Here is a 25,837-nt window from a genome sequence, read left to right on the forward strand (position 1 = left end):
AAAATCAGGTTTTGAGTAAACTGCAAGCAATTGGACTTCGCTCCATGCCTATTTCGCACACTTGTTACGCGTCTTTTAACGCGACATTTTTTAGACTAGAAGGATGAATATGAAACCGATCATCATTATCGGAGCAGGACTGGCTGGTTACACCGTTGCACGCGAATTCCGCAAACTCGACAAAACCACTCCCTTGATCATGATCACCGCAGATAGCGGCGGCTTCTATTCCAAGCCTATGTTGTCGAATGCCTTTGCTCACGGCAAGCAGGCAGAACAAATGATTACGCACAGTGCAACGCAAATGGCCGAGCAACTGAACGCCACGATCCAAACCAATACTCATGTCAACGGCATCGATGCTGCCGCCAAAACAGTCACTACTGACAATGGCGTATTTGAATATGAAAAGCTGGTGTTGGCAGTCGGCGCGCAACCTATACATTTGGGATTGAAGGGCGAAGCCGCCGATCAAGTCTTGTCTGTCAATCACGTCGATGACTATGCAAAATTTCGCGCGCACATCAGCTCACCGAAAAATGCCAATCCGGTACGCGTCACCATCTTGGGTGCAGGCTTGATCGGCTGCGAATTCGCCGACGATCTGGCAGGTGCAGGACATAGCGTCACCTTGGTCGATCCAAGTTCGCGACCACTCGCCGCACTGGCTGCGCCCACCCTGTCAGCGAATCTGCAGACAGCATTAAGCGCGCGCGGCGTTACCTTCCATCTGAATACAGTGGCAGAAACTGTCACGCATGGTGCAAACGAGCTGCGCGTGACACTGGCAGACGGTAATACTGTGGAAGCCGATGTTGTCCTGTCCGCAGTCGGTCTACGCCCTGATCTGCGTCTGGCTCATGTAGCGCAACTCAAAACCGGACGCGGCATCGTCATCGATACCAGCGGTCTAACCAGCGCAGCAGATATTTATGCCTTGGGCGACTGTGCAGAGTACACCTCGCTCGCCGATGGCAGCACACATACCCTGCCTTACATCGCGCCTATCATGACTGCCGGTCGTGCTATTGCACGCGTGCTGACGGGTGAAAATACTGTGATCGATTTGAAACCGTCGCCGGTCTTGATTAAAACGCCAAGCTATCCATTGGCCTTGATTCCACCGGCACCGCATATCGTCGCGACCGGCAAATGGCTGGATGAAACGACAGCAACCGGTCGCAACATCTGCCGTTTTTACGATGCAGATGGTTTGCTGGCAGGTTTTGGCGTATCGCCGCATGACAATGCCATTCGGCAAGAATTGCTGGCCGGCTTGGGACAAGCCGTCAGTACAAAAGCAGACACAGCGACCAGTTAATTCGTCTCATAACGCGATTGCCGATCACGGCAATCGCGTTATGTGTAGCGCGTCCTCTGAATTGGAGCCGCGCTTCACATACTTGTTCATCTCCGCTCAAACTACATCTGACGCAAAGACTCTCTCTGCATTCTGTACAATTGCAGCATGTTGTCCGAATTCGATCTGATCGCGCGCTATTTTGTGCGCCCTGGCCATCCCAAAAACCGAGCTACGCTTGGTATCGGGGATGATTGCGCGCTACTGGCGCAACAAGCCGATATGCAAATGGCTATTTCCTCCGACATGCTGGTTGAAGGTCGCCATTTCTTTCCCGGTGCCGATCCTTACAAACTCGGCCATAAATCGCTGGCCGTCAACTTGTCCGATCTAGCTGCGATGGGCGCCACACCGACTGCCTTCACGCTCGCGTTCTCCTTGCCGAGCGCGGAAGAAAAATGGCTCGCACAATTTTCTCAAGGTCTGTTTGCACTAGCCGATGCGCATAATTGCGAATTGATAGGTGGCGATACTACCAAAGGCCCATTGAATATTTGCATTACGGTATTCGGACAAACCCCAACTGGCCAAGCCTTGCGTCGTGATACTGCGCAAATCGGCGACGACATCTGGGTTTCCGGTACTTTAGGTGATGCTCGCCTTGCACTCGGCGCTCTGTATAAAGAATATGAGTTAGATGCAAAGGCACTCGCCGCAGCGGCGGTACGCTTGCACACACCGCAACCACGTGTAGCTCTCGGCCTGGCATTGCGTGGCATTGCGCATTCAGCACTGGATGTATCCGATGGCTTGATCGGCGATCTTGGTCATATTCTAAAAAAATCTGGTGTCGGTGCCACCCTGCATCTGGATGACTTACCTGCCGGGACCATGCTGCAACAACAGTCGCAAGATATACGCCGCCGCTTTACGCTGGCAGGCGGCGATGATTACGAATTGTGTTTCACCGCACCAGTATCGAAACGTGAAGCAGTGCTGGGTGCTGCAATGGCAGCCGATACCCCGGTGACACGCATAGGTACCATCGATGTTGCATCCGGCCTGCGTCTGCTCGATCAAGCCGGTCGTCCATTGGATTTACAGATCGCATCCTTCGACCACTTCGCTTCCCCATGAACGCATCCGAATCCGGCACGTCCAGCACTCCTGTCAAATCCAACTCCAGCTTCATGCTGGCGCATCCGGCACACATCATCGCGCAAGGCTTCGGCAGCGGCTTGGCCAAGTTCATGCCGGGCACCTTTGGCACATTGTTTGGCTGGTTATCCTTCAATGTACTGACTGCCCGCTGGCCTTTGTTTTTTACGCCATCCAATTGGTGGCTAGTAATTATCGGCGGCTTTTTGCTTGGTATCTGGGCCTGTGCCAAAACCGGTCGCGATCTCGGTGTTGCCGATCACGGCAGCATGGTGTGGGATGAAGTGATTGCCATCTGGCTGGTGCTGCTCTTCATTACACCGGCAAGTTTGTGGATGCAATTCTATGCATTCCTTGTCTTCCGCTTCTTCGACATGGCCAAACCACCGCCTATCAACTATTTCGATAGACGCTTCAAAGGTGGCTTCGGCGTCATGTTCGACGATATCGTCGCGGCATTTTTCACTTTGCTGGTCTTTGCCATCTGGCGCAGCTTCTAACGGGAAACACCATGTCGAATCTCTTTGAACTGGCAGCGACAGTTGGTCAACGTTTGAAAGATCGCGGCTTGATGCTGGCAACAGCAGAATCATGCACCGGCGGCGGTGTGGCACAGGCCATCACTGAAATCGCAGGCTCATCCGACTGGTTTGAATGCGGCTTCGTTACCTACTCCAACGAATCCAAAATTGCGCTATTGAAAGTACCGGAAATAGTCTTGGCCAGACACGGCGCAGTCAGCCAGGATACGGCCGTGGCAATGTGCAAAGGCGCACTCGCCAACAGCAGAGCGACGGTTGCACTCTCAACCACTGGAATTGCAGGTCCCGGCGGCGGCGTACCAGGCAAACCCGTAGGCATGGTTTGCTTCGGGTGGGCGCTAGGTGAACAAGTACAGGTAGAAGAAAAGATATTCAGTGGCGACCGCCACTCAGTGCGCGAGCAAAGCATAGAACACGCACTACAGGGCTTGCTGGAACTACTGGCCAAAAACGCTTGACTGGCAAGCAACCCGCTTCAAAAACATCAATGCTGCTCACACATCAGCATTGATCGCATCCCAAAATTTTGATCAGAACAAAAAGAACAAAGCCGATACGGCTAATGCGATAGCGGTAGCCATCGTTTTGACAGGATGATTTTCAATTAGATAATTCATAGCAGGTAGGCCGAAAATTCAGATCCCGAAGTATAGGGCCCACCTGGTCACTCATCTATCCCATGAATATGGGATAAATTATTTGCAATACTGATTAATAGCGTCACGCGTATCCAATGCGACCTGACGCGCGGCTTGCGCAAAATTCTCATCCGCTTGCGCATACAGAATCGCACGCGATGAATTGATCATCATGCCGGTACCATTTGCAGTACGTCCGGCTTCCACCGTCGCCTTGATATCACCGCCCTGCGCGCCTATGCCGGGAATCAGCAAAGGCATGTCGCCGACTATCGCACGCACCTGTGCCAACTCATTCGGGAAGGTTGCGCCGACTACCAACGCACATTGACCATTGGTGTTCCATTTGTCTGCCACCAGATGCGCCACATGTTGGTACAAAGGCTTGCCATCAACGTTGAGGAATTGAAGATCGGAACCGCCTGCATTGGAAGTCCGACACAACACAATCACGCCACGATCCGGCCGCTCCAGATAAGGTTGTACCGAATCGAAACCCATATACGGATTCACCGTCACCGCATCGGCGCCATAACGCTCGAAAGCTTCACGCGCATATTGTTCTGCAGTCGCACCGATATCGCCACGCTTGGCATCCAGCACTATCGGAATATGCGGATAGCGCTCACGCAAATAGCTGCAAATAGCTTCCAGTTGATCTTCCGCACGCAAGGCAGCGAAATAGGCGATTTGCGGCTTGAACGCACAGGCGGTATCGGCCGTTGCATCTATGATTTCTTTGCAGAATGTCAAAATAGCATCAGGTTTGCCCTGCAAATGGGCTGGAAACTTGGCCAGATCTGGATCAAGACCGATGCAGAGTTGGGTTTTCTGGCTTTGCCAGACGGCGGATAGTTTTTGGATGAAGGTCACGGCGATATCTTTCTATTTCTAACAATCCGTATTGTAACGCGCCATGTTATCGTGCCGGCATGACATCTCTTTCCCGCAAAGATTGGATCCTGCTCGTTCTCCTGACCCTCTGCTGGGGCATCAACTGGCCCATTATGAAAATGGGCGTGCAATTTTTCCCGCCGATTGCCTTTCGCTCGCTGTGCATGCTGGGATCACTCCCTATCTTATGGCTGGCCGTGCGTTCGCAAGGTGCATCCTTCGGGATTTCGCGTAGCGATCTGGGAACCATTTTCAAGCTCACCATCCCTAATGTCATTATCTGGAACGTCTGCATTATCGTCGGCGTCAAGATGCTGTCGTCCGGGCGCGCGGCCATCCTCGGCTACACAATGCCAATTTGGGCAGTACTGTGCGGCCTGATATTTTTTCGCGACAACATCACCCGCCTCGGCTGGTGCGGTATCGCGCTGGCGCTGAGCGGTGCACTATTATTATTGTCCAGCGAGTTTGTAAATATGGCCGGACAACCACTGGGCAGCATACTGGCACTGATTGCCGCTGCATCCTGGGGTTATGGTACGGTATTGATGAAACGCACCAAGCTGAATATTGCATCGATTGCGCTGACCTTCTGGATGATTTTGCTCGGCGCCATTTGCCTTGGATTGATTTCCGCCTTGCTCGAATATGAGGCATGGCGTCTGCCCAATCTGACGGAATCGCTGGCACTTGCCTATAACGCGCTATTGGTATTCGGCTTTGGACAGGCAATCTGGTTTTCACTGGCACGCACTTTGCCACCGATTGCTTCCAGCTTGTCGGTCATGATGATCCCCGTGCTGGGCGTATTCTCCGGCATGTATTTGTTAAACGAAACACCGCACTGGCAGGATTTTGTAGCAATGTTGCTGATTCTTGCAGCAATGAGCACGGTACTATTGAAACCCCGCACCAACGTCATCAAATAGCCGATCACACACCGGATGTTTTGCACAATATTCAAGGAGGAATGAAATGACCAAATTATTCAAATGGCTGTCGATTGCTTTGCTGGCGTCAACATTAAGCGCATGCGGCTACAACGACTTTCAAACAAAAGACGAAGCGACCAAAGCGGCATGGAGTGAAGTCGTCAATCAATACCAACGACGCGCCGATTTGATTCCGAATCTGGTCAATACCGTCAAAGGTTACGCGACACATGAACGCGAAACGCTGGAAGCTGTGACCAAGGCACGTGCTGCTGCAACCAGCTTCCAGATCACGCCAGAAGTGTTGAACAATCCAGAAGCCTTCAGCAAATTCCAACAAGTACAGGGTGAGCTGTCCTCAGCCTTGTCACGCTTGATGGCCGTCTCTGAAAACTATCCGCAACTGAAAGCAGATACCGGCTTCCGCGATTTGCAATCGCAACTGGAAGGTACGGAAAACCGTATCACCGTCGCACGCCAACGCTACATCGTTGCGGTACAGGATTACAACGTACTGGCGCGCAGCTTCCCGACCAATATCACGGCCAAGGTCTTCGGTTATCCGGTGAAACCATCTTTCACGGTAGAAAACGAGAAAGCAATTTCAGCACCGCCAGCCGTCAATTTTGATAAAAAATAAGATCATCAGCCCATGAACATTCTGCGATATCTGCTGGCTTGTACGCTCGCATTTTTCTGCATGCTCGCCAGCGCACAGAATCTTGTGCCGGTCCCGCCTCTCAAAGAGCGCGTGACCGATATGGCCGGCATGCTGAACGCAGAACAGCGCACCACGCTGGAAAATGTTCTGGCTGAGTACGAAACGCGCACTGGCAACCAGATCGCCATCCTGCTGGTGAAGAGCACCGAGCCGGAAGGCATAGAGCAATACAGCATACGCGTCGCCGATGCGTGGAAGTTGGGACGTAAAGGTGTCGATGACGGCGTGCTGTTGCTGGTCGCCAAAGATAATACTGCTGCATCCGGCCGTCTGCGTATAGAAACTGGACGTGGCGTGCAAGGCGTACTCACAGATGCGCAATCCAAGCGCGTGTTGCAGGACGTAATTGCACCACACTTCCGACAAGGTGATTTCTACGGCGGCCTGGCATCAGGCGTTTCCGTCATTACCAGTTTGCTGGACAAGGAAGCTTTCCCTGAACCCGCTAAGCAAGGCAACAAGGCGCAGCAGAATGATGCTTTCGGCTGGGCACCTTTCATCTTTTTCGCCATTCTTATTCTGATCACGATTGCTCGCAGTCGTGGCGGCAGCGGCCCGCGCGGTCATAGCAGCAATGGTGACTGGGGCAATTCTGCCGGTGTGATTCTGGGTGCAGCCATCGGTAATGAACTTGGTCGTCGCTCCGGTGGAGGATTCGGCGGCTTTGGTGGAGGTGGCGGTGGTTTTGGCGGCGGCGGAGGATTTTCCGGTGGCGGTGGTGGTTTTGACGGCGGCGGCGCTTCGGGGAATTGGTAATGAATAAATTTTCGCGTGCGATACGGCATCTGACGACAACCAGATTTACTGGCAAAAAAGCCTTCCCCTGCGCAACGCTAACAGCGATACAAAAAACCATCGCTGCTGGCGAAAAAACGCATCGCGCAGAAATCCGCCTGATCGTTGAACACTCGCTGGAACTATCCGCAATTCTGGCCGGTGTCAGCTCGCGTCAGCGCGCGCATGAATTGTTTTCGCAATATCGCATTTGGGATACGGAAGAAAACAGCGGCATACTGATTTACATTGAGCTGGCCGATCATCAAGTCGAAATCGTCGCTGACCGCGGCATCTCAAAACTGATCCCTGCCCATCACTGGCACGCCGTCTGCAAGACCATGACGCAAGGTTTTGCCAAAGGTGAATATCACGACAGCGCGATTGCCGGCTTGCAGCAACTCAATGCAATGCTGCACGAATATTTTCCGGAAAATGAGACGCCACAAGCAAATCAGTTATCGAATAAACCGATACTGCTGTAAGCGCGTCTCCACGGCGCGCTATCGTCTTACTCAACCATTCTCATAAATCCATTGCAACAACGCATCGTGCGCAGCCTGACCGGCTACTGCATTAGTGTGATTGATAATGCACACCACGGCATAACGCTTGCCCGATGCTGCCAGCACATAACCAGCTATCGCGCGAACATCGTTCAATGAACCTGTCTTGATGTGCGCACTTCCTGCCACCGTTTGCTTCGTCAAGCGCCTGCGCATCGTGCCATCATAGCCCACCAGCGGCAGTGAGGATATGAATTCAGGCATGGTCGGTGCCTTAAAAGCCGCGACCAGCATGCGTCCCATCGCACCAACAGAAATACGCTCGGTACGTGACAAACCTGAACCATTTTCAATCACCAGCTGCGATGTATCGATGCCCTTATTCGCCAACCATGTTTTGACGACTCGTCCACCGCGCTCCGGCGTTGCAGGTACTTTGAGTACGTCCGCTGCTAGCGTCAACAACAGTTGGCGCGCCATCACATTGTTGCTGTATTTATTAATGTCGCGTATCACTTCCGGCAATGTGGTTGACTGCCACTCCGTCACAAATCGTGCGGCTGGCGGCACTACGCCATTAGCAATGTTGCCGGAAAAAGTACCGCCCACATCCGTCCATAACTGACGAAATACCACGCCAAAATACTCGCTATGGTTCATTTGATACGGATGCAGATACCAGGTTTTTTCACCGCATGAAGCAGAGAAAGTCCCGGTGAAATTCGCACTGACGCGGCCCATGGACGGTTGCAGCTTGCCTTGCCAATCTCCACATGCGCCATTCGACAAACTTGGTGCCATCACCGGATAAGGTACCGCCGGCGGATCGATGGTGACATCGACCTGATTGCGACTTGGATTAGGCTGAAAATGGAAAGCAAATACCTTGTAATTCAACAGCAAGGCATCCGGCCCTGCGTTATACGGTTTCAATGGATCGCCGTCGAACACTGAAGCATCGTAGGGTATGTCTTCAAACACGCTGCGATCAAGTATCAGATTGCCACGTATCTCGCGTATGCCCGTCGCACGTATCTTGCGCAAGAATTGCCAAAAATTCTCTGTCACCAGTTTCGGATCGCCACTGCCCTTGATGATCAAATCGCCATCCAGCACATCGCCATTCAGCGTACCTGTCATATACGCCTGGGTTTTCCAGGTGTAGGTCGGGCCAAGCAAATCAAGCGCAGCATCGGTGGTCACCAGTTTCATCGTGGATGCAGGATTAAATCCGGCGACATCATTCGATGCAATCCAGGGAGCTTGTCCCGACACCTCTTGTACGTAAGTGCCCACTGCATTAAGCGGTATCGCACTACGTTTCAATGCATCGGTCACGACTGACGGCAATCCTTCTGCGGCATGAACGCAAACAGGAGCAGCAACAATCGAAAAAAGTAGGGAAAAAGTGAAAGTAAGTCGTGTCGTGATTCGCATGATATTGAGTCTGATGTGATGGGATGATTATTACATGCCAGTCGAGGCAACTCACCCTTCCTTGCTGCCAAAATTTGGCACGGACATTGCATTATCAACATCGGCTGTTGTTCAAAAGAGTCGAATCCTTGAACTCCTGCATCGTCTAAGGATTCGAAATACCCTCACACCCATATTCAGCCTGTAATCGGCATTACAATAAGATGCTCAAATGCAATGCGAACGCCATCATGATTATTCATTCAACATCCTCAGCTATCGCTACCGTTAGAAATCAACATCGCCGGCATCAGGCTATAACTGTTCGCGCAGTAACATTTTTTTTCAACTGCAAAGCATTCTCTTAAGTGTCGAATTTTTCTTCAGATCCTCATTTCGTCGGCACTGCCTGGATAGGCATGATCGCTATTGGTTTAACGCTATTATTGATATTGGTGCTGGTCTATCTGCGCGCATCACTCAGCCGTCGTACACAAGAAGAGCGCGCATTTCTCTCCATCTGGCATCCCTTGCTGCTCAGCTCTCTGCATTCTTCTGTTTCTGCTGTACTGCCCTCCTTGGCAGCACGCGATCGCGTGTACTTTTTAAAACTATGGAATCAGTTAATACGTAGTGCTAACAGTCGCGAGGCAACGGAAAACTTGATCAGCATTGCCTACTCCGTCGGCTGTGATCGTTTTTCGCAACGCTTGCTGCGCCATGGCAATCGCGTCGAACGTCTGCTGGCAATACTGACACTAGGGCACTTGCGTGACCATGCATCGTGGGATGCACTCGTGATGCAAACACTCGCTGCCGATAACGTCACGTCCATTAATGCATTCCATGCGCTAGTACAAATCGATGCGAAAGCCGCAGCCCAGCAGTTAACGCCACTCATGCTGGCGCGCGAAGATTGGGCGATTGCACATATCGCCAGCATTCTGCAGCCAACACATAGCGCATTCACTCTGCCATTGCTTGAAGCGGTAGAAGAAATCAGGGCCGCGCATTTGATCAGAGCGTTGCGCTTGATCGAAGCATTACGTCTGCCCATACCGCACACTACTGCGCTCAAATTGCTGGATATAACAAACGAGACAGAAACCATCATCGCCGCGCTACGCATTTCAAAAGATGCCGGCTTGCTGGCGCATATCCGCCTGCATTTAAATCACCCTGATTGGCGTGTACGCGGGCAAGTAGCCAAAGTATTGGGACGCATAGGAGAGCACGCAGACGTCAACCGTCTGATCCCGCTGCTTGCAGATGCGGAATGGTGGGTGCGTTATCGCGCAGCACAGGCATTGGTGGGGATACCGTTTCTCAGCATGGCCGAAATTGAATTATTGCGACACAACTTATCAGATCGTTTTGCCCGCGACATGCTAGGCCAAGCCTTGGCGGAAAGACATCCATCATGACATTGCCTGCCGTACTCAATTACGTGACATGGGGCGTATTCAGCTATTTCATCGCCTACAACCTCAGCTATCTCTTCCTGAATATGCTTGCGATCTTCCGCATGCATGGCATCGAACAGGGAAAAATCCTGGCTGAGCTGCCACACATTCATACAGGATTAGAGCCACCAATCAGCATTCTGTTCACAACACGCAATGAGGCCAGCATCATCGCAGCCTCAGTGCAGTCTTTGCTGCAACTCGAATATCCGCAACAGGAAATCATCGTCATCAACGACGGCTCGCAAGACGAGACCATACAAATCCTGACTGCTGCATTTGATCTGCATCCATTCCCAGAGGCATATCGCATCCAATTGACGACACAGGCTGTCAGCTGCATTTATCGCTCAACACGCTATCCCAGTCTGCGCGTCATCGACAAAGAATATGGTGGCACGGCAGATGCATTAAACGCCGGCATTAATGCATCACGCTACCCATTATTTTGTAACGTAGATGCAGCGACTATCCTGCATAGAGACAGCTTGAAGCGTATCGTCACGCCGTTCCTGAACGACAATACAGTGATCGCAGCCGTCAGTGCCGTACGTGTTGCCAACGGTTGCGAAGTAGAAAATGGCTTGTTGAAAAAGGTCGCATTACCAAAACATTGGCTGGCACTTTTTCAAATCGTTGAATATCTGCGCAGTACACTGTTCGCACCACTAGGCTGGTCCATGCTCAATGGCATGTTGATGGCTCCGGCAGGCATGACCTTGTTCCGTAAAGCAAGCGTCATCGCAGTTGGTGGCTATCGTCGAGATACCCGCAGCGCGGGTACAGAATTGATCGTGCGCATGCACCGTCTGATGCGCAAGAAGCAACAAACTTATCGCATACGCTTTATCGCTGATCCTGTGTGCTGGCATCAAGTGCCACAGAATCTCACCACCTTGAAAAGCCATTGCATACGATGGCAACAAGGGTTGGCAGATAGCCTCAGTCAAAATATGGCATTAATGTTTTCACGCAATGGTGGTGTACCTGGCCGCATCGTCTTCCCATTCTTCCTGCTATTTGAATGGTCCGGCCCTATCCTTGAATTTCTCGGCTACGTATTCATGCTCATCGCCTTTGCCTGTGGCTTGGTGTCATGGCAGGCATGTATTGCGTTTCTTTCCGTAGCAATCGGTTTGGGGATTCTGTTGTCGGCATCCACCTTGCTACTGGAAGAAATGTCCTTCCATCTCTATCCGACCGCCAGCGATATCGCCACATTGACCATCGCTGCTGTCATCAGCAATCTAGGTTATCGCCAACTCACATCAACATGGCGTGCACTAGGCATGCTGCGCTGGATGACAGGTCGGCCAAGCCGTCATGATGCGATTGAGTATGTGGAAACGAACCGGACAGCGTGATCAGATCAGAGAGCCGGTTGTTTCAATCTGCAGACGCTTGCTATCTTGCAGCATATTTTCTAATGCTTGAGCAGTAACCGGTCGACTGAAGAAATATCCTTGGATCTGATCGCAATCGTGCTGTTGCAGATAAGCCAGTTGCGCTTCGGTTTCCACACCCTCCGCGATCACCGTCAGACGTAAGCTATGCGCCAGTGAAATGATGGATGCAACGATGGCGGCATCATCTGGATCGGTAGTGATGTCATTGACGAATGAGCGATCAATTTTCAACACATCGATAGGGAAGCGTTTCAGATAAGACAGACTGGAATACCCTGTACCAAAATCGTCAATCGACAATTTCACCCCCAGCGCCTTCAACTCGCGCAAGACGCCGATCGCATGATCGACATCCGCCATCACCAGACTTTCCGTCAATTCGATTTCCAGATACTCAGGCGCCAGCTCTGCTTCTTGCAAGGCCAAGGCGATCGACTCCAGCAAATCCTGCTGGGCAAACTGGCGCGATGACAGATTGACCGACATCCGCAAGTAGCCCAAACCACTCGCCTGCCATGCCTTGTTTTGCAAGCATGCTGTACGTATTACCCATGCACCGATAGGCACGATCAAACCGGTCTCTTCTGCCAAGCCGATAAAGCGCATAGGCGGAATCATGCCCAACTCCGGATGCTCCCAGCGTATCAACGCTTCTACACCGACAATTTTTCCCGTACGCAAATCTACTTGCGGCTGGTAGTGCAAGATGAATTCTTCACGCTCCAAGGCATTACGCAAATCACCCTCGATTCGCAAGCGCTCCAAGGCACGTTCATTCATCGCCGAGGTATAGAACTGGAAGTTATTACGTCCGGTTTCTTTCGCTCTATACATTGCGATATCGGCATGTTTGATCAGCTCTTCCGGTGTTGCACCATCGGTCGGATAAACCGCGACACCCACACTGCTGCTGATGAAAAATTCATGACCTTCAATCGTCAACGGCTGCGCGATGCCATCCATGATGCGCTGGACTATCCCGGTCGATAATCCGGAGTCGATACGTTCAGGGAGGATCAGTACAAACTCATCGCCACCCATGCGCGATACTGTATCTGTGTCACGTACAGCCAATTGCAAACGCTCTGCGATAGCTTTCAACAAAATATCGCCCGCTTGATGGCCCAGCGTATCGTTCACGAATTTGAAGCGATCCAGATCGACAAAGGCAATCCAGATCGGATGGTTATAACGATGTGCATACGAAATCGCCTGACTCAAGCGATCACGCAACAAGCTGCGATTTGCCAAACCTGTCAATGCATCCCGATTGGTCTGGAACTCCAGTTCCGATTCATAACGTTTGGTCGCCGTAATATCGTATTGCGCAACAACGAAATGGCTCACCTCGCCGGTATCGTCCTTGACTGGCGCAACATATAAATCGCTCCAGAACAAAGTGCCATCCTTGCGATAGTTGCGCAGAACAGCATGGCCTTCTCTTTTCTCCAATGCGATCGCACGAATCTCTTCAATACCAGGTTGATCGCTATCCTTGCCCCACAAGAATCCAATGTTCCGACCTATCGTTTCTTCCAGGGTGTAGCCGGTAATCCGTTCGAATGCAGGATTCACATATTCAATCGGATAATGTGGTGCCAGCGCGCTGGTAATGATGATCGCATTCGCACTGGCTTCGATTGCTCGCTCACGTAACTGCAACTCGTGCTCGGCATGCTTGCGTGCAGCGATATCAGCAATCAAGTCTTCATTGACTGCGCGTAGCTGCGCAGTTCTATCATCGACCAGCAACTGAATGCGGCGTGAACGGTCTACTACTGTTTGCAGATAAATCGCTGAAGCGACACTTAAAAGAAGTCCCGCAAGGAAAGCCCACAAGGCGTTGCTACTTTTTTTGATGAACAAGGTAGGAGGTGTAGACACCACCATATTCCATGTTTTGCCAGCAATATCAAATACATGTTGGTAAGGTGCCGGCTGGTCATAGAACAACCACTTTGGAAGGCCGAGCATAGCTTCATGCACCGTCGGGATGGTCCCTTGGCCAAAGACCAGGCTATCTTCATTTTGTTCGGCACTTGCATACACACTGACATCTACGTCCAGATCAATATTCGAAGCCAGCAAGAAATTATCTGCGTCCAGTGATTTGGCTATTAAATCACCGCTACGAAAAACTGCTGCCGTATCGCCTATCACCGCCAGACGACGCGATGCGATATCTGTCAGCGGCATACCGGCCTGATAGACCGGCATCAAAACAATGAAACCACGCTGTACTGTACGTTCTTGCAGCAAGCGCAGTAATCCGGTCGCAGAAGGTTTGCCAGTATCAATCGCGCGCTGCATTGCGGCGCGCTGAAACGGATAAGAGTCTGAATCAAAACCCAATGCAACGTCATTGCCTTGCATAGGCTCTATGTAATCCACTACGCGATAGCGCGCTCGTTCACTCGCTGGCACGCGCTTGCCATCAACCACTTCCGTAATCGAAAATTCTGGATAGTGCGCACGCATTGCCGCCTCGTACTTCGGGCGCTCTTGATTCGACACATAACGATGAAAATTGAAAGCCTGGATGTAAGGATTACGGGCCAGCAAAGGAATGGAAAACGATGCGAATTGCTCTCGACTGATCGTACCGAAGGTAGTGAATAATTGATTGATATCGGTCAACACACGCAGCGAACTATCCAGCCCATTCTGCACGGCAGCCACACGCACTTTAGCCTGTTGCTGAAAATCGATATCTACCTTGTCATGCTCAAGGCGACGCACCGCCGTAAAAAGCAGTGCACTGATCAACAATCCGATCAGAAGCGTCGACAACGCGGCCAATGACACAGAAAAAGGTGCGCGACTACGCATCAATGAGTATTCCCTATGCGGTATTTTTCAAAGCCGGAATTCATGATCAGCAAAAAACCATGCTTGCAAAGCATCTTCAATTATAAAAAAGCGCGCTTGCACGGCGCGCTTTTTGTGACAGTGGCCAATTAACCCAGCCACTTGGCAATAGATAGCAACAACACCAACAACATCCATAACAACAACGCTCGCCACACCAGACCTACAGTGCTTTGCAATGCGCGGCTGGAAGCCTCTTCGCCGACTGGCGCTTCTGTTTCAATATTGATGGAATCAACCGTCCCTGCATCTGCCGGAATGACATCTGTCGCATTTTCAACCGGTGCACCAAGGCGTATGCCCATCGCGCCACCACCAGCAGAAAGAATGATGCCGATAGCCTCATCCTGCCAACGACCGGCAAAATTACGCCACGCATAAATCGCATCTTCGAAGTTACCGACTACCGCAAATGCAGCTGCGGTTAATCGCGCAGGTATCCAGTCTATCCAGTAAAACGCCTGTGCAGCAAAACGACCGAACTCTTCACGCTCCGCCATTTTTGGTTCGTTCCAGATACGCGCCAGATATTCTGCGACGCGATACATGACGGCACCCACCGGACCTAGCGGCGTCAATATCCAGAAGAACACGCCAAAGACATTGCGATGTGTCGTGACCAGTGCCGTTTCTACCGCAATGCGTGCCACTTCGCTGACATCCATGCCAGCCGTATCGCGTTTGGTCCATTCAGCCAGCAAGGAACGTGCGGTTGCTTCATCGCCGTTATTCAAAGCCAGTTGGATAGAGGTAAAGAAGTGACTGTAATGACGGAAGCCCAAAGTCACATACACCACGCCGACATTCACGATCAATGCCGCCAAAGGACCGAGCTTGACGCTGATCCAGTACAACAGGGCAACCGGTATCGTGAATGCAGCAATCATCAAGACCCAAGCCAGCCGTCCGTGATGTGCCTGACCTGCGTTGAACGACCCTTCCAGCTTGGCAGCAAGTGCTCTGGCTCCGGCGTATACCGGGTTATCCGCGCGCAATGGTTTTAATTGCTCGATCAATAGCGCAAAGAAGATGGAAAAGAATGTCATTAAAGCGCCTTATTAGTCAGTCAACCCATACGATAACGCAGCACTTCGCGAGAATCAAATAATCAGAAGGATAATATTTTATCGACAGCCAAACTCTGTACTGTCTATGTACAACAGGCTTACGCCCGCAGAAAATGAAACAGATTACGCAACATGCCCGCCGTTGCACCCCAGATAAAAAAGCGCTCGTAAGGCATAACGTAAAAAGTACGGCTACCGGTAAGAAACTCGGCAGTCCGGCGTTGATGATGCATGCCATCCATTAAAAAGGATAGTGGCACTTCAAAAACCTCGGCCACCTCAAATGGATCAGCATGTATCTCAAATGGTGGCTGCACGATCCCGACTACGGGCGTCACGCGGAAGCCGGTGCCAGTGTGGTATTCAGGCAAAGTACCAATGACATCAATATGACGTCTATTGATGCCCACCTCTTCTTCAGTTTCGCGCAAGGCCGTTTCAATCGGAGAACCATCGTAAGTTTCCATACGGCCGCCGGGAAAACTGATCTGTCCCGCATGATCGTTCAAATGCGCGGTCCGTTGCGTGAACAATAATGTCGGCCCCGTCTCGCGCAATACGATAGGCAACAAGACAGCCGCTTCCGTCAATGTTGTATCCATAGGCCGCACCAGACGCTCAACCGTGATTTCCGGTGACCATGCTGGCGGATTGGCAAAACGTGCACGCAATGCATCCGCCATCAAGCGCTCTGATGCAATGGCCTCTTCTCCACCAAGTGAATCCACAGGGAGTAATTCCGGATCGAAATGCAGTCTGGGCAAATCAGCTTCCTACGCACAAGAATAATGAATCCAACAATCGCTCAGCAGAACATACATGCCAGAGCTGATACATAAATCGTCAATGATGAAAGTAGCACGAAAAATTTACATGACACATTCATACAATTACTTTAATCGATGTTAAACCTGTCACAGCTTAAGCACCAGATTTAACAATCAAAAAATGTGCCACCAAAACAAAAAAGACACCCGAAGATGTCTTTTTTGTTACTACCGAATGAATTGCTCGAATGAATTCGATTAATACAATTATTCTGCAGCTTGTTTTGTTGCAACGCGGCGTTGTGGCAATTTTTCTTTGATACGTGCCGATTTGCCCGAACGTTCGCGCAAGTAGTACAGTTTTGCACGACGTACGTCACCGCGACGTTTGACTTCGATCGATGCGATCAGCGGGGAATACAGCTGGAACGTACGTTCGACGCCTTCACCGGACGAGATTTTACGAACGATGAAGTTCGAGTTCAAGCCACGGTTACGACGGGAAATTACAACGCCTTCGTAAGCCTGAGCACGTTTGCGCGTACCTTCAACTACGTTAACGTTGACGATCACTGTATCGCCAGGAGCGAAGTCAGGGATGTTTTTTGCCAGGCGAGCAATTTCTTCTTGCTCTAATGTTTGGATCAAATCCATTTTTATTACTCCAATAACCATCTTGCCGGCGCCAAGATACTGATTGCCCGGTAGAGGATGGGGTTAACACATTGCAGGGATTGCACTGCTTCCCTGCTCTACACAACAAACTGCCTATTACAAACTGCTTAAAAACTTTTCATCGGTCCGCGTCAGCAATCCTGCGGCGCGTGCCTTGATAATCATATCCGGACGCTTCTTTGCAGTTGCTTCCAGTGCACGTTCACGACGCCATTTTTCGATCTCGACATGATGGCCACCCATCAACACTGCCGGTACCGCTGTGCCTTCGTAAACTTCAGGTCGCGTGTAATGCGGACAATCAAGCAAGCCATTCACAAAGCTGTCTTCAACTGCCGATGCATCATCATGCAAAACACCGGGCAATTGCCGAATTACCGCATCCATCAATGCCATCGCCGGGATCTCACCGCCTGACAGGACGAAATCGCCGAGGCTGATTTCTTCATCGACGCAGCTATCCAGAAAGCGCTGGTCTACTGCTTCATAACGTCCGCACAACAAAACCAAACCTGGCTCTGTCGTCAGTTGCATCACGCGTTCATGTGTCAATGCCTTGCCTTGCGGCGACAAATACACAACACGGGGTGCAACCAAACCTTGTTCTGTCTGCCTTGCCTTGGCTGCTTGTACAGCAGCCTCCAGCGGCTTAACCATCATCACCATGCCAGGACCGCCACCATAGGGACGATCATCAACGGTACGATGCTTATCGCTGGTGAAATCGCGCGGATTCCACAAAGACAATGCACATTTCTTTTGCTCAAACGCGCGTCGTGTAATACCCGACTGCGTAAGTGCTGTGAACATTTCAGGGAACAGCGTGACGACATCAAATTGCATCTCGCACACTCCTCAAAACGAAGCGACTAATAATCTAGTCCCCAGTCCACCGTAATTTTTTTTGCTGTTCGATCAACCGTGATGACAAACTGCTCAACGAACGGGATCAGCAACTCTTGCGGCGCAGCTTTGGCATCAGTAACTTCAGTCGACTGTGGTACGGCCACACGCAAAATAGGATGCGCGCCGTTGTCCATCATGTCGCTGACCTGACCCAGATGTACGCCCTGCAGATTCTCGACTTCCAGGCCGATCAAATCGACCCAGTAAAATTCATTGTCGGACAGAGCCGGGAAATGACTGCGCGGGATCTGCACGGCTGCACCTTTCAGCGCCTCCGCGGCATCTCGCCCGGCCACACCCATCAACTGCGCGACTACATCGCCAGAATGAATCTTGGATTGCATCATCGCCACGTCATGGAATTCAGGCTTATCCAGCCACCATGTCTTGGCATTCAACAATGCATCCGCATCGGCTGAATAGGGTCTGACCCGCACCCAGCCATTCAATCCATACGCACCAGAGATGTAACCAACCAGCACCAAATCTTCAGGAACTTTCATTCCCGATGCCGTTTGATTCGACAAAACTTAAGCTGCTGCTTTGCCAGCTTGCGCTACCAAACGAGCAACTGTCGGCGACAATTGTGCGCCAACGCCTTGCCAGTAGGCCAGACGGTCTTGCACAATGCGAACGCTTTCTTCAGCGCCCGATGCTACCGGGTTGTAAAAACCGATGCGTTCAATGAAGCGACCATCGCGGCGATTGCGCGAATCTGTAGCAACAATGTTAAAGAAAGGGCGCTTTTTTGCACCACCACGAGCTAAACGAATAACGACCATAATATTTCCAAAAAGTGTCTGAACACGGAAAAAGCCGCAAATTATAGCCCAAGTAGCGCCGCACCTGCAACCTCATTCACCAGCTTTGGCAACAGCAATGCGACAAATCACGCAAGATTGTCGTTTTCAGGGCGAATACAGGTAATTGCAACGATGGCGGAGTCTGCCCTTACAATACTCAGCGCATGACAAAAAGCCCGTCCGCAGCCAATAAAAGCCTCTTTTTACCTACCAATAGACGCAATATGCCCACTCAACACAAGAATAAAACCCTCAGCACTTTCCTTGCGGCAATATTTGGCGGACTAGGACTCCATCGCTTTTATCTTTATGGCAAGAAAGACATTTGGGCCTGGGTACATCTATTGGGATTACCACTATCCATTTTTGCCGGTTTTATCGGCGCTTTGGTCATCGGCCTGACACCGGATGAGAAATGGGACGCACAACACAATATGCATTCCGGTCGCGCATCCAATTCAGGCTGGATCAACATTCTGCTAGTCGTCGTCACTTTTGCCCTGGGCTCAACCGCATTGATCGCCACCATCGCCCGTGGATTCGATCTATATCTGACTGGTGGCGCACTCGGTTAACACCGCTACACCCCGTCCCTCGCACCGCCGCCCCACGGCAGTGCAAGAGTCTCACCACGATGTGCAGCACTAGTGCGCACTCACCTCCGTATGCATTCAGTTAACTGAGTCACCTGCCCGTTCTGGGCTCCCTCACTTGAATTTCCTCATGGCACACATAGTGCTTTTATGAAACCTGCGCGTGGCATCGCCACGCTGCTTAATAATTCAAGTCATCAGGGGAGTTTCATGACTATGCGTTCTGCATCCGCTACGCTGGCGTTAGCCGTTCTGGTTTCCGGCTTGCTCTTCAATACTGCTTCGGCACAATCTTCGCCATCGGAAGCAAGTTCTCCCGCCGCCACAAGCGAAAGCCCTCCCCAAGAAGCACAACAAGCAGCGCCGCTCACGATGCCGATGATAGTCGAACCTGCTTCGACTACTGCGCCAGAACCGACTGCAGCAGAACCACTCAGCAAACCCACTCTGGTCGATGCCTCCAAAATCAGCGCCGGCGACACCGCATGGGTCTTGGCTGCGACTGCACTGGTCTTGCTAATGACGATACCCGGCCTAGCCTTGTTTTACGCCGGCATGGTGCGCAAGAAAAATGTATTGGCGACGATGGCGCACAGCTTTGTCATCACTTGCCTGATCACCGTCATCTGGGTCGTCATCGGTTACAGCCTGGCATTCACGCCCGGCTCGCCTTATATCGGTGGACTGGATCGTGTGCTGTTGCACGGCATGGAGTTCATGAAGGAAGCTGGCAAGGTCACTGTCAGTGAAATCGCACCGACCATTCCGGAAAGCGTCTTCATCATGTTTCAGATGACGTTCGCCATCATTACGCCGGCGCTGATTACCGGCGCCTTTGCCGAACGCATGAAGTTCTCTGCCTTGCTGATGTTCATCACATTGTGGTCGATTTTTGTCTACGCACCAGTCGCGCACTGGGTATGGGAACCGGGCGGCTGGCTGGCTGCACGCGGCATACTTGATTTTGCTGGCGGCACCGTGGTGCATATCAATGCGGGTGTCTCCGGCCTGGTTGCCGCCGTCATCATCGGCCCGCGCCTGGGCTTTGGTAAAGAACCGATGCCGCCACACAATCTTGTCCTGACCGTGATCGGCGCCTGCATGCTGTGGGTAGGCTGGTTCGGCTTTAACGCCGGCTCCGCAGTTGCCGCAGATGGACGTGCCGGTATGGCTATGTTGGTCACGCAAATCGCGACCGCTGTCGGTGCACTGTCGTGGATGTTTATCGAATGGATACGACGCGGCAAGCCATCAGTACTTGGCCTGGTGTCGGGCGCAGTATCGGGCCTGGTCGCCATCACACCGGCATCTGGCTTTGTCGACGTTACCGGCGCACTGGTCATAGGTGCAGCCGCTGGCCTCGCCTGCTACTGGGGTGCGACCACGCTCAAATCAAAACTCGGTTACGACGACTCACTCGATGTATTCGGCGTACATGCCATCGGTGGCATAGTCGGCGCACTGCTGACCGGCGTATTCGCAGTACAAAGCATAGGCGGTGCACAAAGCAGCTTTGGCAATCAGGCATTCGGCGTCATCGTGACCGTGGTTTTCTCGGCCGTTATGACCGCACTTATTCTCGGCATCGTCAGCGCACTGGTAGGCTTACGCGTCACGCCGGAAGCTGAAATAGAAGGACTGGATCTGGAACAACATGGTGAGCACGTGCTATGACGGATGAACATCACTCACGTGCCGAACTGGAAACGCATGCCTTTGCCCTGATGGGCAGATTGCATGTGAATCTGCGGCGACAAAGCGGCCGGGTTATCGATATCGAATACATGCGTATCGATCCGGCTTATTGTCGCTATCTGTTGAAAATGGCGTCTCTTTCAACTAGCGAAGACGTACAAGACATAGGACAGAAGTTGCAGGAGGTATTCTTCGGCGAAGAAGGCTTGTTTGTACGCACGGAACCGAGACAACCACTGCTGACACGCTTGGCGGAACCAGCACCGCCAACATCAACTCCGACGGCCACATCAACGGCACCAGCCGCGACTCCAGAAATCAGCGACCCAGTCGATCGCGGCTATATCGGGCGCTTACGTTAACTCCTCGCAAACAAGACTGTGCCGCAAATCAGAACTGCGTCTCGTCCAGTGCCAACACACCGCTGCTGCCGGCAATAATCGCGCTACGATAACCGGCAGCCTGCGACAAAAAGTAATCCGCAAAGAAGCGCGCCGTCGCCAACTTCGCCTGATAAAACTTCGCATCACCCTCGCCCGCATCCAGCTTAGCTTGGGCAATCAATGCAGCACGCGCCATCTGCCAACCGCCAAGCACTATGCCTGCCAGTTTCAGATACGGCACGCTACCGGCAAACACTCCCTTGATATCGGATTGAATATTCGCTACGACATAGGCAACCACATCTTCCAGCGCAGTAGACGCCGCAGCGAGATGCGTATGTATCGCAGCCAAATCTTTGGATGAAGCTGCTGCCAGTTCAGCTTCCGTTTCGCGTACGCGCGCGATAATGTTGCGTGCGACTGCACCGCCATCGCGCACTGTTTTACGTCCGACCAAATCGTTGGCTTGTATCGCCGTCGTGCCTTCATATATCGTCAGGATGCGTGCATCGCGATAGTATTGCGCCGCGCCGGTTTCTTCGATGAAGCCCATGCCACCATGTATCTGCAAACCGGTAGATGCCACATCTATCGACATCTCGGTCGACCAGCCCTTGATGATAGGCACCAGGAATTCATAGAAAGCCTGATTGGCGTTCCGTACTTTTTCATCCGTGTGATGATGCGCGACATCAAAAGCAGCAGCACCAACATAAGCCAGCGCACGTGCCGCCTCTATCTGCGCACGCATAGACATCAACATGCGGCGCACATCCGGTTGATGAATAATCGACACTGCCGTTGGCGAACCTTCCAGATCTTTCGATTGCACACGATCTTTCGCATACGCGACAGCTTTTTGATATGCGCGTTCGGCCACACTGATGCCTTGTATGCCGACTGCAAAACGTGCAGCGTTCATCATGATAAACATGGTTTCCAGCCCGCGATTCTCTTGGCCTAGCAGCGTGCCGATAGCACCACCGTGATCACCGAATTGCAGTACCGCAGTCGGACTCGCCTTGATGCCCAGCTTATGTTCTATCGATACACAAAACGCATCGTTACGTTCGCCCAAAGAACCATCGACATTGACCAGAAATTTCGGAACCAGGAATAAGGAAATACCCTTCACGCCTTCCGGCGCATCCGGCGTGCGCGCCAACACGAGGTGGATGATGTTCTCCGCCATATCGTGCTCACCATAGGTGATGAATATCTTGGTGCCGGAAATTTTGTAAGTGCCGTCGCCTTGCGGTATCGCACGTGACCGCACCATCGCCAGATCGGAGCCGGCTTGCGGCTCGGTCAGGTTCATGGTGCCAGTCCATTTACCAGCGATGAAGTTAGGAAGAAATTTTTCTTTCTGTGCGTCCGAACCGGCTGTCATCAGCGCTTCGATCGCGCCGTCGGTCAGTAGAGGACACAAGGCAAACGAGAGATTCGCCGAATTCAACATTTCCATGCACGGCGTTGCGACCAGCTTGGGCAAACCCTGCCCGCCAAAATCTGCCGGATGTTGCACACCTTGCCAGCCCGCTGCACCATAAGCCTTGAATGCTTCCTTGAAACCGGGCGTGGTCGTGACCTTGCCGTCTTTCCACTCGCTCGGATGTTGATCGCCGGTCTGATTCAGCGGTGCAATCACTTCGCTGCAAAAGCGCGCATTTTCTTCCAGCACCGCTTCCACCGTTTCCGGCGTTGCATCTTCACAACCGGGCAAGGCATTGATGGCCGACAGATCGGCCAGCTCGTTCATCACGAACAGCATGTCTTTCAAAGGGGCAAGGTAAGTCATGCAAGGCTCCTAAAAGAAAATGGGCAGGACGTTCAGCTATTTGCAGTGTGCCAGAAAAAATCCTGAACGCACTACTAAGCTACCCGTCCTGCCCATTTTGATGCAACGACATTGCCGTTGCACCACTTCTACTTAACTTAGCCCAGCTCTGTTACCAGTTGCGGAACAACTTCAAACAAATCGCCAACAATGCCGTAATCCGCTACCGAGAAAATCGGCGCCTCCGCATCCTTGTTGATCGCAACGATCACTTTGGAATCCTTCATACCGGCCAAATGCTGAATCGCGCCGGAGATACCGACCGCGATATACAGTTCAGGCGCGACGATCTTGCCGGTCTGACCGACTTGCCAATCGTTAGGCACGTAACCCGCGTCAACTGCTGCGCGCGATGCACCCATCGCAGCACCAAGCTTGTCAGCCAAAGGTTCGAGGATCTTGAAGTTGTCTGCAGAGCCCATGCCGCGACCGCCGGAAACAACGATCTTCGCTGCAGTCAATTCAGGACGCGCAGATGTTGCCAACTCGCGCGATACGAATGACGACTTGCCGGAGTCGGCAACTGCCGTGACGTTTTCTATCGTCGCCGAACCACCTTCTGCTGCGGAATCAAATGCGGTTGCACGCACAGTGATGACTTTGATCGCATCCGACGATTGCACGGTTGCGATGGCGTTACCGGCATAGAAAGGACGCTCGAAAGTATCTGGTGTAACGACCTTGGTGATTTCAGAAATTTGCGCCACATCCAGTTTGGCAGCCACGCGTGGCAAAATGTTTTTACCGTAGGCAGTTGCTGGTGCGAGGATATGCGAATAGTTGGCAGCCAGTGCCAGAGCTTGCGCCGCGACGTTTTCTGCCAAACCGTCGGCGAACTGTGCGCCGTCTGCAACCAGGACCTTGGTCACGCCAGTAATTTTCGCAGCGGCTTGCACGGCTGCATCCGCTTGATGGCCAGCGACCAGAACGTGGACTTCGCCGCCGCATTGCAAGGCAGCGGTAACGGTATGCAGGGTGCTGCCTTTCAAGGAGGCATTATCGTGTTCGGCAATGACGAGTGCTGTCATGATGAATTCCTGTGATGTTTGTCTATGAAGCAGCGGCGCAGTATGCGCACGCCTGCTACAGATAATTAAATGACTTTGGCGTCGTTCTTGAGTTTCTCGACCAGCGTTTTCACGTCTGGCACGATGATGCCGGCCGAGCGCTTCGCTGGCTCGACAACTTTCAAGGTTTTCAAACGCGGTGTGACATCAACGCCCAGATCGGCTGGTTTGAAGTTTTCCAGCGTTTTCTTCTTCGCCTTCATGATATTAGGCAACGTCACATAACGCGGTTCATTCAAACGCAAGTCGGTAGTCACGATAGCTGGCAAGGTCAGCGAAACAACTTCCAGACCGCCATCAACTTCACGCGTCACTTTGACTTTGTCGCCGTCAACTTCAATTTTTGATGCATAGGTTGCTTGCGGCCAGTCCAGCAAGGCTGCCAGCATCTGACCGGTCTGGTTGGCATCATCATCGATCGCCTGCTTACCCAGAATGATTAGTTGCGGTTGTTCCTTGTCGGCGATTGCCTTCAACAACTTGGCGACAGCCAATGGCTGCAACTCAACATCAGTTTCCACCAGAATGGCGCGGTCTGCGCCGATCGCCATCGCGGTGCGCAGGGTTTCCTGCGATTGCAAAATACCGCAAGAGACGGCGATGATTTCAGTTGCTTTACCGGCTTCTTTCAGACGGGTCGCTTCTTCCACTGCGATTTCATCGAAGGGGTTCATCGACATTTTGACGTTGGCGATATCGACACCGGTTTGATCCGATTTGACGCGGACCTTGACGTTGTAATCAACCACACGTTTGACTGGAACCAACACTTTCATAGCTCTGCCTTTGAAAAAGTCACAAGGACGTAAATGTAAACTAGGCAAGATTATAAACGGAAGTGGCGCAGATGCTCAGCGCACGCCGATTTGACCAGCCCGATGGAGTAAAAGGATGTAATAGGTGGCCCAGTCAATTACCTGCAGCCAAGACGATGCATGCTGCATCGAGAAGTTGTCTAATATTTAAAAAACATGGGTACGCATCGGTACCCATCGTCTTATTTGCGTTGCATGAAGAAGGTGAAAACTTCATTGTCCTGGCTTTGCTCCAGCAAATGATTGCCAGTCTGTTTCGCAAATGCCTGAAAGTCACGCACCGAGCCTGGGTCTGTTGCCTGCACACGCAGCACCTGACCGCTTGCCATCTCTGCCAGTGCTTTCTTCGTCTTCAATATCGGTAATGGGCAATTCAAACCCCGTGCATCGAGGTCCTTGGTAAATTCCATGGTCATGCTCTCACATCAGTACTAATTCGGGCGTTTGATTCTACTCTCAAACGCAATAGCGGGATGCCGAAGCGCCCGAGAAACAGCTTATTTAACAATTACTTGCATTAATTCGTCGCTTTTAATGCTCAATGGAAAATAGTATCGGTGTGCACAGCGGCACGCCCGATTTTTCATTGGAAATGAGCAAGTGACGGAAGT

Annotated in this window: 26 protein-coding genes; 13 read left to right on the forward strand and 13 right to left on the reverse strand. The window is 51.8% G+C overall.

What is annotated here, in order from left to right; genetic code table 11:
* Positions 1–109 precede the first annotated feature (109 nt).
* The 4 genes from BQ6873_RS08485 to BQ6873_RS08500 all read left to right on the forward strand — a co-directional run bounded on the left by BQ6873_RS08485 (position 110) and on the right by BQ6873_RS08500 (position 3,458).
* The gene (locus BQ6873_RS08485; RefSeq protein ID WP_076592257.1) at positions 110–1,321 is read left to right on the forward strand and encodes an NAD(P)/FAD-dependent oxidoreductase; all 1,212 of its coding nucleotides are present in this window, start codon (positions 110–112) and stop codon (positions 1,319–1,321) included.
* Positions 1,322–1,468: 147 nt separating this feature from the next.
* Positions 1,469–2,437, forward strand: a complete 969-nt coding sequence (thiL, locus tag BQ6873_RS08490; protein ID WP_076592258.1) for a thiamine-phosphate kinase — start codon at positions 1,469–1,471, stop codon at positions 2,435–2,437.
* Positions 2,434–2,958, forward strand: coding sequence for a phosphatidylglycerophosphatase A family protein (locus BQ6873_RS08495; RefSeq protein ID WP_076592259.1), 525 nt, complete (start codon positions 2,434–2,436; stop codon positions 2,956–2,958). The genes thiL and BQ6873_RS08495 overlap by 4 nt, the downstream gene beginning before the upstream one ends.
* Before the next feature lie 11 nt (positions 2,959–2,969).
* Positions 2,970–3,458, forward strand: a complete 489-nt coding sequence (locus tag BQ6873_RS08500) for a CinA family protein (RefSeq protein WP_076592260.1) — start codon at positions 2,970–2,972, stop codon at positions 3,456–3,458.
* 237 nt (positions 3,459–3,695) lie between these two features.
* On the opposite strand, the gene pyrF is transcribed toward BQ6873_RS08500, so the two are convergent.
* Positions 3,696–4,511 carry an orotidine-5'-phosphate decarboxylase gene (gene pyrF, locus BQ6873_RS08505; RefSeq protein ID WP_076592261.1) on the reverse strand — a complete coding sequence of 272 codons (816 nt, stop codon included), beginning with the start codon at positions 4,509–4,511 and terminating at the stop codon, positions 3,696–3,698.
* 59 nt (positions 4,512–4,570) lie between these two features.
* On the opposite strand from pyrF, the gene BQ6873_RS08510 reads away from it, so the two are divergent.
* The 4 genes from BQ6873_RS08510 to BQ6873_RS08525 are packed head-to-tail and all read left to right on the forward strand — an operon-like array spanning position 4,571 to position 7,444.
* Positions 4,571–5,461: a DMT family transporter gene (locus BQ6873_RS08510; RefSeq protein ID WP_076592262.1), complete on the forward strand. Its 891-nt coding sequence runs from the start codon at positions 4,571–4,573 to the stop codon at positions 5,459–5,461.
* 46 nt (positions 5,462–5,507) lie between these two features.
* Positions 5,508–6,104, forward strand: a complete 597-nt coding sequence (locus BQ6873_RS08515) for a LemA family protein (RefSeq protein WP_076592263.1) — start codon at positions 5,508–5,510, stop codon at positions 6,102–6,104.
* 12 nt (positions 6,105–6,116) lie between these two features.
* A complete protein-coding gene (locus BQ6873_RS08520) occupies positions 6,117–6,941 on the forward strand; it encodes a TPM domain-containing protein (protein WP_076592264.1) in 825 nt (274 codons plus the stop codon).
* The gene (locus tag BQ6873_RS08525; protein WP_076592265.1) at positions 6,941–7,444 is read left to right on the forward strand and encodes a TPM domain-containing protein; all 504 of its coding nucleotides are present in this window, start codon (positions 6,941–6,943) and stop codon (positions 7,442–7,444) included. Before BQ6873_RS08520 ends, BQ6873_RS08525 begins: the two co-directional genes overlap by 1 nt.
* 30 nt (positions 7,445–7,474) lie before the next feature.
* Here the strand turns inward: BQ6873_RS08525 and dacB are convergent, their stop codons facing one another.
* A complete protein-coding gene (dacB, locus tag BQ6873_RS08530; RefSeq protein WP_076592266.1) occupies positions 7,475–8,902 on the reverse strand; it encodes a D-alanyl-D-alanine carboxypeptidase/D-alanyl-D-alanine endopeptidase in 1,428 nt (475 codons plus the stop codon).
* Between the two features lie 347 nt (positions 8,903–9,249).
* Between dacB and BQ6873_RS08535 the strand changes: the two genes are divergently transcribed.
* Both BQ6873_RS08535 and BQ6873_RS08540 read left to right on the forward strand, forming a co-directional pair.
* On the forward strand, positions 9,250–10,305 hold the full coding sequence (locus BQ6873_RS08535) for a HEAT repeat domain-containing protein (protein WP_231949305.1): 1,056 nt from the start codon (positions 9,250–9,252) through the stop codon (positions 10,303–10,305).
* Positions 10,302–11,708 carry a glycosyltransferase family 2 protein gene (locus BQ6873_RS08540; RefSeq protein WP_076592267.1) on the forward strand — a complete coding sequence of 469 codons (1,407 nt, stop codon included), beginning with the start codon at positions 10,302–10,304 and terminating at the stop codon, positions 11,706–11,708. Before BQ6873_RS08535 ends, BQ6873_RS08540 begins: the two co-directional genes overlap by 4 nt.
* Here the strand turns inward: BQ6873_RS08540 and BQ6873_RS08545 are convergent, their stop codons facing one another.
* The 7 genes from BQ6873_RS08545 to rpsP form a co-directional block, all read right to left on the reverse strand.
* Positions 11,709–14,579 carry a bifunctional diguanylate cyclase/phosphodiesterase gene (locus BQ6873_RS08545; RefSeq protein WP_076592268.1) on the reverse strand — a complete coding sequence of 957 codons (2,871 nt, stop codon included), beginning with the start codon at positions 14,577–14,579 and terminating at the stop codon, positions 11,709–11,711.
* 128 nt (positions 14,580–14,707) lie between these two features.
* Positions 14,708–15,664, reverse strand: coding sequence for a CobD/CbiB family protein (locus tag BQ6873_RS08550; protein WP_076592269.1), 957 nt, complete (start codon positions 15,662–15,664; stop codon positions 14,708–14,710).
* Positions 15,665–15,783: 119 nt separating this feature from the next.
* Positions 15,784–16,449 carry a CoA pyrophosphatase gene (locus BQ6873_RS08555; protein ID WP_076592270.1) on the reverse strand — a complete coding sequence of 222 codons (666 nt, stop codon included), beginning with the start codon at positions 16,447–16,449 and terminating at the stop codon, positions 15,784–15,786.
* A gap of 270 nt (positions 16,450–16,719) precedes the next feature.
* Entirely contained in the window at positions 16,720–17,106 is a 387-nt protein-coding gene (rplS, locus tag BQ6873_RS08560) for a 50S ribosomal protein L19 (RefSeq protein WP_076592271.1), read from the reverse strand.
* A 117-nt stretch (positions 17,107–17,223) separates the two neighbouring features.
* Positions 17,224–17,970, reverse strand: coding sequence for a tRNA (guanosine(37)-N1)-methyltransferase TrmD (gene trmD, locus BQ6873_RS08565; protein ID WP_076592272.1), 747 nt, complete (start codon positions 17,968–17,970; stop codon positions 17,224–17,226).
* Positions 17,971–17,996: 26 nt separating this feature from the next.
* The gene (gene rimM, locus BQ6873_RS08570; protein ID WP_173830591.1) at positions 17,997–18,536 is read right to left on the reverse strand and encodes a ribosome maturation factor RimM; all 540 of its coding nucleotides are present in this window, start codon (positions 18,534–18,536) and stop codon (positions 17,997–17,999) included.
* Positions 18,537–18,563: 27 nt separating this feature from the next.
* A complete protein-coding gene (rpsP, locus tag BQ6873_RS08575; RefSeq protein ID WP_076592274.1) occupies positions 18,564–18,815 on the reverse strand; it encodes a 30S ribosomal protein S16 in 252 nt (83 codons plus the stop codon).
* A 245-nt stretch (positions 18,816–19,060) separates the two neighbouring features.
* On the opposite strand from rpsP, the gene BQ6873_RS08580 reads away from it, so the two are divergent.
* The 3 genes from BQ6873_RS08580 to BQ6873_RS08590 all read left to right on the forward strand — a co-directional run bounded on the left by BQ6873_RS08580 (position 19,061) and on the right by BQ6873_RS08590 (position 21,486).
* Positions 19,061–19,411: a TM2 domain-containing protein gene (locus BQ6873_RS08580; protein ID WP_076594030.1), complete on the forward strand. Its 351-nt coding sequence runs from the start codon at positions 19,061–19,063 to the stop codon at positions 19,409–19,411.
* 234 nt (positions 19,412–19,645) lie between these two features.
* Positions 19,646–21,103, forward strand: coding sequence for an ammonium transporter (gene amt, locus BQ6873_RS08585; RefSeq protein WP_076594031.1), 1,458 nt, complete (start codon positions 19,646–19,648; stop codon positions 21,101–21,103).
* Positions 21,100–21,486 (forward strand): hypothetical protein, encoded by a 387-nt coding sequence (locus tag BQ6873_RS08590; protein ID WP_076592275.1) that lies wholly within the window; start codon positions 21,100–21,102, stop codon positions 21,484–21,486. The genes amt and BQ6873_RS08590 overlap by 4 nt, the downstream gene beginning before the upstream one ends.
* Before the next feature lie 28 nt (positions 21,487–21,514).
* Here the strand turns inward: BQ6873_RS08590 and BQ6873_RS08595 are convergent, their stop codons facing one another.
* From BQ6873_RS08595 to BQ6873_RS08610, 4 genes are all read right to left on the reverse strand, one after another.
* The gene (locus tag BQ6873_RS08595; protein WP_076592276.1) at positions 21,515–23,305 is read right to left on the reverse strand and encodes an acyl-CoA dehydrogenase; all 1,791 of its coding nucleotides are present in this window, start codon (positions 23,303–23,305) and stop codon (positions 21,515–21,517) included.
* A gap of 137 nt (positions 23,306–23,442) precedes the next feature.
* On the reverse strand, positions 23,443–24,372 hold the full coding sequence (locus tag BQ6873_RS08600; RefSeq protein ID WP_076592277.1) for an electron transfer flavoprotein subunit alpha/FixB family protein: 930 nt from the start codon (positions 24,370–24,372) through the stop codon (positions 23,443–23,445).
* Positions 24,373–24,437: 65 nt separating this feature from the next.
* Positions 24,438–25,187, reverse strand: a complete 750-nt coding sequence (locus tag BQ6873_RS08605; RefSeq protein ID WP_076592278.1) for an electron transfer flavoprotein subunit beta/FixA family protein — start codon at positions 25,185–25,187, stop codon at positions 24,438–24,440.
* 221 nt (positions 25,188–25,408) lie between these two features.
* A complete protein-coding gene (locus tag BQ6873_RS08610; protein WP_173830621.1) occupies positions 25,409–25,636 on the reverse strand; it encodes a sulfurtransferase TusA family protein in 228 nt (75 codons plus the stop codon).
* Positions 25,637–25,837 lie beyond the last annotated feature (201 nt).

It is taken from the genome of Herminiimonas arsenitoxidans (assembly GCF_900130075.1).
GTDB classification, from domain to species: Bacteria; Pseudomonadota; Gammaproteobacteria; order Burkholderiales; family Burkholderiaceae_D; genus Oxalicibacterium; species Oxalicibacterium arsenitoxidans.

Coding starts and splice junctions, on each gene's coding strand:
- BQ6873_RS08540 (WP_076592267.1), top strand. CDS start 10,302: ATGACATTGCCTGCCGTACTCAATTACGTGACATGGGGCGTATTCAGC.
- BQ6873_RS08515 (WP_076592263.1), top strand. CDS start 5,508: ATGACCAAATTATTCAAATGGCTGTCGATTGCTTTGCTGGCGTCAACA.
- BQ6873_RS08610 (WP_173830621.1), bottom strand. CDS start 25,636: ATGGAATTTACCAAGGACCTCGATGCACGGGGTTTGAATTGCCCATTA.
- BQ6873_RS08590 (WP_076592275.1), top strand. CDS start 21,100: ATGACGGATGAACATCACTCACGTGCCGAACTGGAAACGCATGCCTTT.
- BQ6873_RS08595 (WP_076592276.1), bottom strand. CDS start 23,305: ATGACTTACCTTGCCCCTTTGAAAGACATGCTGTTCGTGATGAACGAG.
- BQ6873_RS08500 (WP_076592260.1), top strand. CDS start 2,970: ATGTCGAATCTCTTTGAACTGGCAGCGACAGTTGGTCAACGTTTGAAA.
- BQ6873_RS08525 (WP_076592265.1), top strand. CDS start 6,941: ATGAATAAATTTTCGCGTGCGATACGGCATCTGACGACAACCAGATTT.
- BQ6873_RS08580 (WP_076594030.1), top strand. CDS start 19,061: ATGCCCACTCAACACAAGAATAAAACCCTCAGCACTTTCCTTGCGGCA.
- rplS (WP_076592271.1), bottom strand. CDS start 17,106: ATGGATTTGATCCAAACATTAGAGCAAGAAGAAATTGCTCGCCTGGCA.
- rpsP (WP_076592274.1), bottom strand. CDS start 18,815: ATGGTCGTTATTCGTTTAGCTCGTGGTGGTGCAAAAAAGCGCCCTTTC.
- rimM (WP_173830591.1), bottom strand. CDS start 18,536: ATGAAAGTTCCTGAAGATTTGGTGCTGGTTGGTTACATCTCTGGTGCG.
- BQ6873_RS08520 (WP_076592264.1), top strand. CDS start 6,117: ATGAACATTCTGCGATATCTGCTGGCTTGTACGCTCGCATTTTTCTGC.
- BQ6873_RS08600 (WP_076592277.1), bottom strand. CDS start 24,372: ATGACAGCACTCGTCATTGCCGAACACGATAATGCCTCCTTGAAAGGC.
- BQ6873_RS08495 (WP_076592259.1), top strand. CDS start 2,434: ATGAACGCATCCGAATCCGGCACGTCCAGCACTCCTGTCAAATCCAAC.
- amt (WP_076594031.1), top strand. CDS start 19,646: ATGCGTTCTGCATCCGCTACGCTGGCGTTAGCCGTTCTGGTTTCCGGC.
- BQ6873_RS08510 (WP_076592262.1), top strand. CDS start 4,571: ATGACATCTCTTTCCCGCAAAGATTGGATCCTGCTCGTTCTCCTGACC.
- trmD (WP_076592272.1), bottom strand. CDS start 17,970: ATGCAATTTGATGTCGTCACGCTGTTCCCTGAAATGTTCACAGCACTT.
- dacB (WP_076592266.1), bottom strand. CDS start 8,902: ATGCGAATCACGACACGACTTACTTTCACTTTTTCCCTACTTTTTTCG.
- BQ6873_RS08485 (WP_076592257.1), top strand. CDS start 110: ATGAAACCGATCATCATTATCGGAGCAGGACTGGCTGGTTACACCGTT.
- thiL (WP_076592258.1), top strand. CDS start 1,469: ATGTTGTCCGAATTCGATCTGATCGCGCGCTATTTTGTGCGCCCTGGC.
- BQ6873_RS08605 (WP_076592278.1), bottom strand. CDS start 25,187: ATGAAAGTGTTGGTTCCAGTCAAACGTGTGGTTGATTACAACGTCAAG.
- BQ6873_RS08545 (WP_076592268.1), bottom strand. CDS start 14,579: ATGCGTAGTCGCGCACCTTTTTCTGTGTCATTGGCCGCGTTGTCGACG.
- BQ6873_RS08550 (WP_076592269.1), bottom strand. CDS start 15,664: ATGACATTCTTTTCCATCTTCTTTGCGCTATTGATCGAGCAATTAAAA.